The following is an 8142-nucleotide window of genomic DNA, read 5'->3' as shown; positions in this document are numbered from 1 at the left end:
CGACCTCCATCGGCAGATAGCTTGAATCAGACCCGGACCGATTTGCAAAGCCCCAAAGATTCAATCAGTCAGGGAACCGCTCTAATAACTTTAACGCCGTGCTACTGTTAGAGAAAGACAGAGGTGCCCTTGATCCACGAGTGCCTTGAGATGATCCTTGATGGTGTGACGGCTTGCGTCGGTGATCCGTGCAGCCTCCGCGACCGTGATCCGCCCGTGTTCGCGCGCCAATTCGAGCAATGTGACAGATAATTCCGGCATGTCGGCGAGGATAATGCGCTCGCGCTCCATTTTCTTCTCAAGCCGCGTCTTCTGCAGATGCAGGGCTCTCAAAAAGAATTCGATCCAGGGATTCCAGTCAGGCTCGGCGCTGCGGATCGTTCCTTGCGTGCGTCGAAGCGAGATGTAATAGCTCTCCTTGCTTTGCTCGATGATGCTTTCGAGCGAGCTGTAGGGGACGTAAGCGTAGCCGGCCCGCAGGAGCAACAAAGTGGTCAGAATACGCGATCGGCGGCCATTGCCATCCTGGAATGGATGGATTTCGAGGAAAACGACAACGAAGATCGCAACGACCAAAAGTGGATGGAGCCGCTTTTCTTGCCCTTGCTCATCCAGCCAGGCGATCAGCTCTTCCATTTCGACACGGCGTATCGAACGGTGATGCCGTTTCGAAAACGATGCCAAGGCTCTCGCCCTGCTCGTTAAACGCTTCCACGTTGTTGGAGAGGGTTTTGTAGGCGCCGCGATGCCGCTCGTCCTTTGTCGAATGCGCAAGAAGGTCGCGGTGGAGCTGACGGATATGATTCTCGGTGAACGAAATTGCTTCGTAGGCACTGAAGATGGTCTCCATTACCTCCGCATAACCGGCAACCTCTTGCTCGTCGCGTGTGGTAAACGACCCCAGGCGAATGTTTGCCAGTAGCTTTTCCACCTCCCGATCGTGAGGCGTGCCCCTTCAATACGTGTGGAGGAACCGACGCTTTCGCTCGTAGCAACCCGCCGGAGGCTGGATAGCCGCTCAGGCGCGATCCGGCCGATCGCACGCCAAGCACCTTTGAATTCATCGATTTCGGCGATCAGCGACAGGATTTCGGGCGTGATTCGGACGGTCGCTGTGTTTAGAAACTCCATTTGCCCATCCATTCGCATCCGATACCTGAGACGCTGTCATATGCTGTTTATTCATCCATTTCCATCCAATTGCTACGACACACTTGTCAAACGTGCCGGTTGATCGCGAGCGACCTCAAGCGAATCCAAACTTTTGCAGCGAGACGCGAGAAGATGGGCGAGGACAGCTCTAAAAATTCGAGACGGTCATCCTAAGTGGTTGGCAAGGCACTAGCGAACGAGCTCGTGGATTGGGATTTCTAAGTCTTTGACATCCCTAACGGTCCGGATGAGATCGACGCGAAACAACGGCGCGGTCGTAGGTTCGACTCCGCTCAAGGCGCCCACCAGCTCAAATGGGCTTATCTATATCTATCCAGCTGTCATGCTCTTGGCCTCAACGGCAATGGCGATGGCCATGGCAAGTGCGATAAGGCTTGCAAAGACGGCCTAGGTTGTCGCCACTGAGGCGCCGTTGGTCTCGTAGCCGCCCGTGGGTGCGTCAGCAGACAGCCAATTTCCAGAGGATGCCACCTACTCGGATACTTTGACTGGATAGCTCCCACGAAAGCGACGAGCGGCCGGCTCCAATTCAGTTCGAATCTCTTCGAGCGCCGCGATGGCCTGCTCAGTGAAATCGCTTCGACGCAAACTGCACAAGCGGATCCGTCTTGACGCCCTGTCTGTTGTCTGGAGAACGGACACACCTCTCGAGTCTTGCGGATATTCTGGTCTGCCACCGAAGCTAGAACCATCCCGGATCAAAATATTTGCCGCACGAATTGATAGTTTCGGCATACCCAAGATAAGCGGTCTTAAGTGATCTCAAGAAAGGCAGCCTTTTAGGAAAATCTCTCGAAGAGGTCGTGGCTCAGGCTGGAAATACATGTGCATCGGCCGGATCTATCGTTACATGAACGAGGCTTCCGACCTGAACATCTGCGCAGCTACGGCTCGGCCAATCGACGCGCAGCCGTACCGGGCCCTCTTCCAGATCAAGCTGCAGATAAAAGCGCGTTGTCTGCCCCTGAAACATACGCGCATCGACGCGCGCCGGATGGCCTTGACCGAGCTGCATCATGCGGATGTCCTCGGAACGCACGAAAACCTGCGCCCTGTCGCCAATGGCGCCGACCGAAAACAGCAGAGCCTTGCCCAACTGGACAGAACCGTCGCGTACCGGCAGATCAAACCGGTTTCTATTGCCGATGAAACCGGCACTAAAATCGGTCGCCGGCGCATTGTAGAGGTCGGCAGGCGTCGCAACCTGTTCGGCTCGACCGCTGCGCATGACGACGACACGATCGGCGACGGCCAGGGCTTCGGACTGGTCGTGGGTGACAAGTATGGCGGTGGTTCGAATGCTCTGCTGGATGCGGCGGATTTCGTCTCGCAGGTAATCCCGCACGACGGCATCAAGCGCCGATAGCGGCTCGTCGAGCAGGAGAACCGCAGGATCGGGTGCGAGCGCCCTGGCAAGCGCGGTGCGCTGCTGCTGGCCGCCGGACAGCGTGTTCGGATGGTGATCGGCGCGTTCGTCGAGACCGACAAGCGCGAGAAGTTCGTCAACACGGGCTGCGATCTTGGCCTGAGCCATTCCCCGCACCTTAAGCGGGAAAGCGATATTGTCGCGCACGGTCATGTTTGGAAACAGCGCGTAGGCCTGGAAAACCATGCCGATCGGTCGTCCTTGGGTTGGCAGGTCAGTCACGTCCTCGCCACCAAACAGAATACGGCCTTTGTCCGGCTGTGCCAGGCCTGCAATACAACGCAGCAGAGTGGTCTTGCCACACCCGGAACTGCCCAGAAGCGCGATCATCTCGCCGCTTTCCACCTGAAGACTGATATCTTCCAGGGCAATCTTGCCGCCATAGCGTTTGGAGATGCGGTCGATGGTGATCGTGCTCATTTTCCAGCCTTTCCCGGCATGGGGGTGCCGACGGTCGAGGCGCGCCCGAGCTTGAGCGCGACCACGCCGATCGATAGCGCCAGTGTGATGAAGAAGGTGATGATAGTCATGACGGCGAGAATATTGAAGTCGGCATCCGTGCTCTTCAGGAGGTTGAGCGTGTAAAGCGGCACGGTTTCGAAGCGGCTGCCGACCAGCACCTGCACGATGGCGATTTCGTTGAAGCTGATGCCGAAGGCTAGGATGGCCCCGCTGGCGATGCCGGGGCCGATATTGGGAAGGATAACGCGGCGGATCGTCGTCCAGAGGTCGGCGCCGCAGGTCCGGGACGCCTCGGTAAGCGCCAGAACGTTGGCAGCAGCCATCGACCCGTCGATGGCCCAGTACACGAAGGAAAAAGCCACCGCGACATGGGCTCCCACGACAAGCCCGACCGTTCCCTGCAGGAATGGTGCGTTATCGCCGGTTGCCTTCAGCAAGCCGAAAGCGATGACGAGGAGCGGCACCGCGAAGGGAATGGCTGCGAGAAGTTCCAGGACCGGTCGGATCGCGGGATTGCGGACCCTCTGCCAGTAGACCGCGGGCGCCACTAGCAGCACGTCGATAGCAGCGACAAGCACGGCAAGCCATACGGAACGCCAGAGAACGGACAGAAACCGCATGTCGATGAAGGCGTCTCTCCAGTGGGCGAGCGTATATCCGTCCGGCAGAATGCTCGTCGACCAACGGGTGGCCACGCCATAGAAAAAGACGGCAAGCATCGGCACCATGATATAGGCGATCGTCAGTACCAGCAGCAGAAAGGCAGCAACCGGTAACCGCCGCGTTCGCGCCAGCAGACCGACAACGGCGACCGTCGGCGTGGCTTGCGGCGATTGAGTGGTTTGGAGGCTCAACTCAGCCATTGCGTCCCTCGTCGAACGATAATGCGGTAAAGGGTGAGGCTGAATGCCGCGAGAAGCATCAGTATGACGGCTAGAACCGGCATGCGCTGCGACCCGAACAGCGAACCCAGCATTGACTGGCTCATCTCGACGGTGACGAGACGAAAAGCCGTGGGCGATGTACCGAGAAGCGCGACCGGCACCCCGTACATGCCGACAGACCAAGTGAAAATCAGAAGCCAGCAAGCGAGCAGGAACGGCCGCAGCACCGGCCATCCGATCCTGCTCCAGAACTGCAGACGGGAGGCCGAGCAGGTTTGTGCCGCCTCCCACCATTCATCGCGCAGAAGGCTCATCGCCGGCAGGCACAGAAGGACGAACAGAGGCACGTTGCTATATTCGTAGGCTATGACCAGCCCCCAGAACGTGTTGGGTGCGGGCGGTTGCACGGGCAAGCCCAGCGCCTGAAGCGACAGTGTCACCATGCCGTAGGTCCCGAGCGCCGCCACGAAGGCAAAGCCGAGGCCGATGCCGCTGAAATTGGTGGCAACGTTGAGGATGCCGAGATGGATCGCCCGGTTCAGCCGGGTCATGCGCGACACGATCCAGGCAAGCGGCGCGCCGACGAGAAGCGCGATCGTCGCGACAGTGAAGCCGAGCATCAGGCTGTTGATCATCGCGGCGCGCAGCGTCTTGGCAGAAAAGACGCTTATCCAGTTGGCAAGCGTGAAGCCGCCTCCCGTCGCGTCCGCGAAACTCTGACGCAGCATGACCAGACAGGGCACGAACAGCATGAAAGTGGCGACGATGATGATCGGCAGAGCCAGCGACCAGTCGACGAACCAGCGCTTGATGATGCGCCAAGGCGAGGCCCTTGTGGGGCCTCGCGATGCGGCGGTGGAAACGGACCTGCCGATATCGGTCATCGGGATCAGCCTTCCGCGACCCGTTCCTGCCAAACGGCGGCGATCTTTTCGACGGATACCTTCGACCAATCAGGAATGATCTTGACGCCGGCGTAGTCGGCATCCGGTAACCATCCGGCCGTTGCTTCCTTAGGAAGTTTCAAGTCGCCGAGCACCCAGCGGATCGGACGGGCGCCGAACTTGGCAAAGGCGATCTGCGCTTCGTCGGACAGGACGAAATCGAGAAGCAGCTTGCCTGCGTTCATCTTAGCCGTGTTGTAGCGGTTGATCATCAACGCCGACGGTGCGTAGATCGATACGGTCGGGATGACGACTTCGGCCTTGACGCCCTTTGCGCGCACGGTCTCGGCGGCGGCGATGCAGTTGAAATCGTATTTCAGCTGGATCGGCAGTTCGCCGCGTTCCAGCGTTTGCGCGTTCGAAGCAGCAGACGAGAACTGCGGCAGCATCTTCTTTGCGAAGTCGACACCCTTTTCGATGTCGACTTCGCTTCCGCCGTTGGCATAGGCCCATGCGATGAACATGGCGACATCGGTGCCGCTGGAGCCACCGGCGTTGATCGCATTGATCTTGCCCTTATATTCTGGCTTCAGCAGATCATCCCAGGTCTTCGGCACGTTCTTGATGACGTCGGTGTTGACGACCATGGCCGGCACGCCCGTGTAGGTCGCGACCCATCCGCCATTGGCGCCCTTCAGGCCGACCGGCAGCTTGGCTGCGCGCGGCGGCATATAGTCGGGCACCACCTTGCGGGCTTCGGCAACCGGCCCGAAGAGAATGCCGATATCGGCGGAGATCGCGACTGGATTGTTCTTTTCGGCGTCGAACTTGGTGATCTCCTCGAGCGAGCTCATGTCGGTATCGACGTGGGTCAACGAGAAGCCGTTGGCTTCGGCCATCTTCTTCAGGACTTCGCCGTAGTTCGCCCAGTTGTCGGGCATGCCATAGCTATCGAACTGAGCGGCTTGGATCTTTGCCTTGGCGAGATCGACCGGAGCGGACCAGTCGGCATCGGCGGCTGCGCGTGCAGCGTTTGCGCCGAAGAGCGGCAGGCCGAGGCTTGCGCCGGCGGCAAGGACCGTCGCGCCGGCCAGGAAGTCGCGGCGGTGCAGTGCCGGCGTCGAAAGGGATTTCGGAAAACGAGTCATGGTCAAGGTTTCTCCTGGGCGTTGAAAAGGCCGCACCCTTGGGTCGGTGTTGGCCCGATGGTTAAATTCTTGCAGGTCAAGTCACGGCCTCAGCCGGATCACTCCGTCATATGGATGTTGTGCCTCCCGGCCGCTCGCCGCGGGCAAGTCGCGCTTCGATGTCCGTGATGACCGGCATGAGATCGGCGACGGTATCGATCACGTAGTCGACACCGTGCGACGTCAGCGTTCGCGTTGCCTTTTCGCGCAGGGCATCGACATCGGCCTTCGTCATTGCTGCCAGTTCAGCGACCGTGACGCCGGCTTCGTTGCCGCTGAGGGCGACGCCGACCGTCCAGCATCCCGCTGCCACGCCCTCATCGATACCGACACCGGTATCGTCGATCTTGACGACGGCCGAGGCCGGCCAGACATTGAGGTCGATGAAGCAGCGATACATGTTCATCGGCGTCGGCCGGCCCTCCGGCAGGTCGCCCGCGCAGACGAGATTGTCGGTCTCATAGCCCTGCGCCTTTGCCAGCGGCAAAAGCCGCTCCATGATCGAGCGCGTATATCCGGTGGTGGAGCCGATCTTCAGGCCCATGTCGCGCAAACGGGCCGCAATCTGTTGGGCGCCCGGAACGAGATCGGCGAACTTGTGAACGACCGCTTCGTTCATCGGCACGAAGACGGCGTAGATGCGGTCGATATCGGCCTTCGTCGGCTCCGTGCCGTGCTTGTTCGCCCAGACTTGCCGGATGCGCGGCTGATCGAGCATGGCGGCAATATGATCCCATTTCGGCCGGCCCATCGGCTCCCTGGCCTCCACGACGCTGACCTCGATGTCGAATTTCGCAAAGGCCTCGACGAAGACGCCCATGGGCGCCCGCGATCCGAAGTCGATGACCGTACCGGCCCAATCGAACACTGCAGCCTTGAGGTGGGTCACGAGAGGACTCCGTGTTGTGAATGTGCCGATCCGTAGAGGTCCGCGATCACCTCCTCGCCAAGCGCGAATGCCGTGGATGCGCCGGTGCCGCCCGTCACAATGACCAGGCGAACGTTCGGTTGAGGAGCGTCGACCAGCACTGTCCTGTCTGCTGCGTGCGCATAGGAGCCTGTCCAGCGCTCGATGACCTTTCGGCCTGGCATGTCGAAGACGCGGTCGAATTCGTCGAGCATCAGGTCATCGAAGCGCGCGCTGCTGAAGGGCGCCGGGGCGTTGCCATAGACATGGGTGTCGCCGACGACGAGGGAGCCGTCAGCCGACTGGACGGCAATGAGGTGGATACCGGCCGCGCGCTTCTCGGCGTCTTCGAGATCCAGGCGGGCACCCAGGGCCTGGGCTTCGGGCAGGGCGGAGAAGCCTTCGTAGCGGGCAAGGCTGAGATCGGACATGACAGCCGCACCGAGCGTCGCTGGTGTCGCAGGGGCTACACGCAGCATCTGTAGGGTGCAGACATCGAGCCCGTAGGCGGCGATCCGTTCGGGATAGAGGCCGGAGTAATCGTCGCCTGGACAGACGACAACGGCATCTGCGCTGACCATGCCGCGACTGGTCTCGACGCCGTGGTCGCTCACCGCCCGGGCCGCCGTTCCCCAAAGGAAATCGACGCCATACGCATTCTCGAGATGGGCTGCGACCTTGGCAACGGCCTCGCGGGATTCGACGCGCAGCTCATGCGGGCTGTGGAGGATCGCTTCGATCCCGTCCAAACGCAGCGACGGCACGATATCCAGCGCCTCCGCTTTGCCGATCATGCGACAATCCTCGCCCGTCGGCGTCGCCAGGAAAGCCTCGAGTACGGCAGCGGCCTCTGCGCGCCGGGCCGGCATGACAAGGCCGCGATGATGCACGGCGATGCCGGCCTGCACGACGAGGTCTTTCCAGATGTCGCGGCTTCGCATCGCCCGCGCCCAGTGGGCGCCGGCCTGCTGCCCGGTAACCGTGACGAAGCCGAAATTGCGAATGGATGCGCCCACTGCGGCCGGGTTGCGCTCTATCACGACAACTTTTCGGCCCTGTGCGGCAGCAGCCAAGGCTGCCCCAAGTCCTACAATTCCAGCGCCGACAACGGCAACGTCATACGAATAAGGCACACACGGCTCCTTGAAAATCTCATTCGACCCGTCATCGTAAGCGCAGCGCCGGCACGGTTGCGCGATCACCGCGTACCGCAAGGCGC

At 60.5% G+C, this 8142-nt stretch carries 8 protein-coding genes; all 8 read right to left on the bottom strand.

Features of this window, described 5'->3' with window-relative positions:
* Positions 1 to 90 precede the first annotated feature (90 nt).
* Positions 91 to 636: a Fic family protein gene (locus EQW76_RS30000; RefSeq protein WP_244617027.1), complete on the bottom strand. Its 546-nt coding sequence runs from the start codon at positions 634 to 636 to the stop codon at positions 91 to 93.
* Positions 608 to 931 (bottom strand): hypothetical protein, encoded by a 324-nt coding sequence (locus tag EQW76_RS29995; RefSeq protein WP_244617026.1) that lies wholly within the window; start codon positions 929 to 931, stop codon positions 608 to 610. The genes EQW76_RS30000 and EQW76_RS29995 overlap by 29 nt, the downstream gene beginning before the upstream one ends.
* A gap of 1050 nt (positions 932 to 1981) precedes the next feature.
* Positions 1982 to 3019, bottom strand: coding sequence for an ABC transporter ATP-binding protein (locus EQW76_RS26340; protein WP_142832240.1), 1038 nt, complete (start codon positions 3017 to 3019; stop codon positions 1982 to 1984).
* The gene (locus tag EQW76_RS26335; protein ID WP_161991025.1) at positions 3016 to 3924 is read right to left on the bottom strand and encodes an ABC transporter permease subunit; all 909 of its coding nucleotides are present in this window, start codon (positions 3922 to 3924) and stop codon (positions 3016 to 3018) included. Before EQW76_RS26335 ends, EQW76_RS26340 begins: the two co-directional genes overlap by 4 nt.
* Positions 3912 to 4829 (bottom strand): ABC transporter permease, encoded by a 918-nt coding sequence (locus EQW76_RS29160; protein WP_161991026.1) that lies wholly within the window; start codon positions 4827 to 4829, stop codon positions 3912 to 3914. The genes EQW76_RS26335 and EQW76_RS29160 overlap by 13 nt, the downstream gene beginning before the upstream one ends.
* A gap of 5 nt (positions 4830 to 4834) precedes the next feature.
* Positions 4835 to 5977: an extracellular solute-binding protein gene (locus tag EQW76_RS26330; RefSeq protein ID WP_244617028.1), complete on the bottom strand. Its 1143-nt coding sequence runs from the start codon at positions 5975 to 5977 to the stop codon at positions 4835 to 4837.
* A 106-nt stretch (positions 5978 to 6083) separates the two neighbouring features.
* Positions 6084 to 6905, bottom strand: a complete 822-nt coding sequence (gene phnX / locus EQW76_RS26325) for a phosphonoacetaldehyde hydrolase (RefSeq protein ID WP_142832243.1) — start codon at positions 6903 to 6905, stop codon at positions 6084 to 6086.
* A complete protein-coding gene (locus EQW76_RS26320; RefSeq protein ID WP_142832244.1) occupies positions 6902 to 8056 on the bottom strand; it encodes a TIGR03364 family FAD-dependent oxidoreductase in 1155 nt (384 codons plus the stop codon). Before EQW76_RS26320 ends, phnX begins: the two co-directional genes overlap by 4 nt.
* Positions 8057 to 8142: the final 86 nt, after the last annotated feature.

The sequence above is a fragment of the Rhizobium sp. rho-13.1 genome, from assembly GCF_007000305.1.
GTDB lineage: Bacteria > Pseudomonadota > Alphaproteobacteria > Rhizobiales > Rhizobiaceae > Rhizobium > Rhizobium rhododendri.
This window is presented reverse-complemented; position numbering and strand designations above follow the sequence as displayed.

Bases quoted from the DNA above. Each gene is read 5' to 3' on its own strand.
- EQW76_RS30000 (WP_244617027.1), bottom strand. From the start codon at position 636: ATGGAAGAGCTGATCGCCTGGCTGGATGAGCAAGGGCAAGAAAAGCGG.
- EQW76_RS26340 (WP_142832240.1), bottom strand. From the start codon at position 3,019: ATGAGCACGATCACCATCGACCGCATCTCCAAACGCTATGGCGGCAAG.
- EQW76_RS26335 (WP_161991025.1), bottom strand. From the start codon at position 3,924: ATGGCTGAGTTGAGCCTCCAAACCACTCAATCGCCGCAAGCCACGCCG.
- EQW76_RS29160 (WP_161991026.1), bottom strand. From the start codon at position 4,829: ATGACCGATATCGGCAGGTCCGTTTCCACCGCCGCATCGCGAGGCCCC.
- EQW76_RS26330 (WP_244617028.1), bottom strand. From the start codon at position 5,977: ATGACTCGTTTTCCGAAATCCCTTTCGACGCCGGCACTGCACCGCCGC.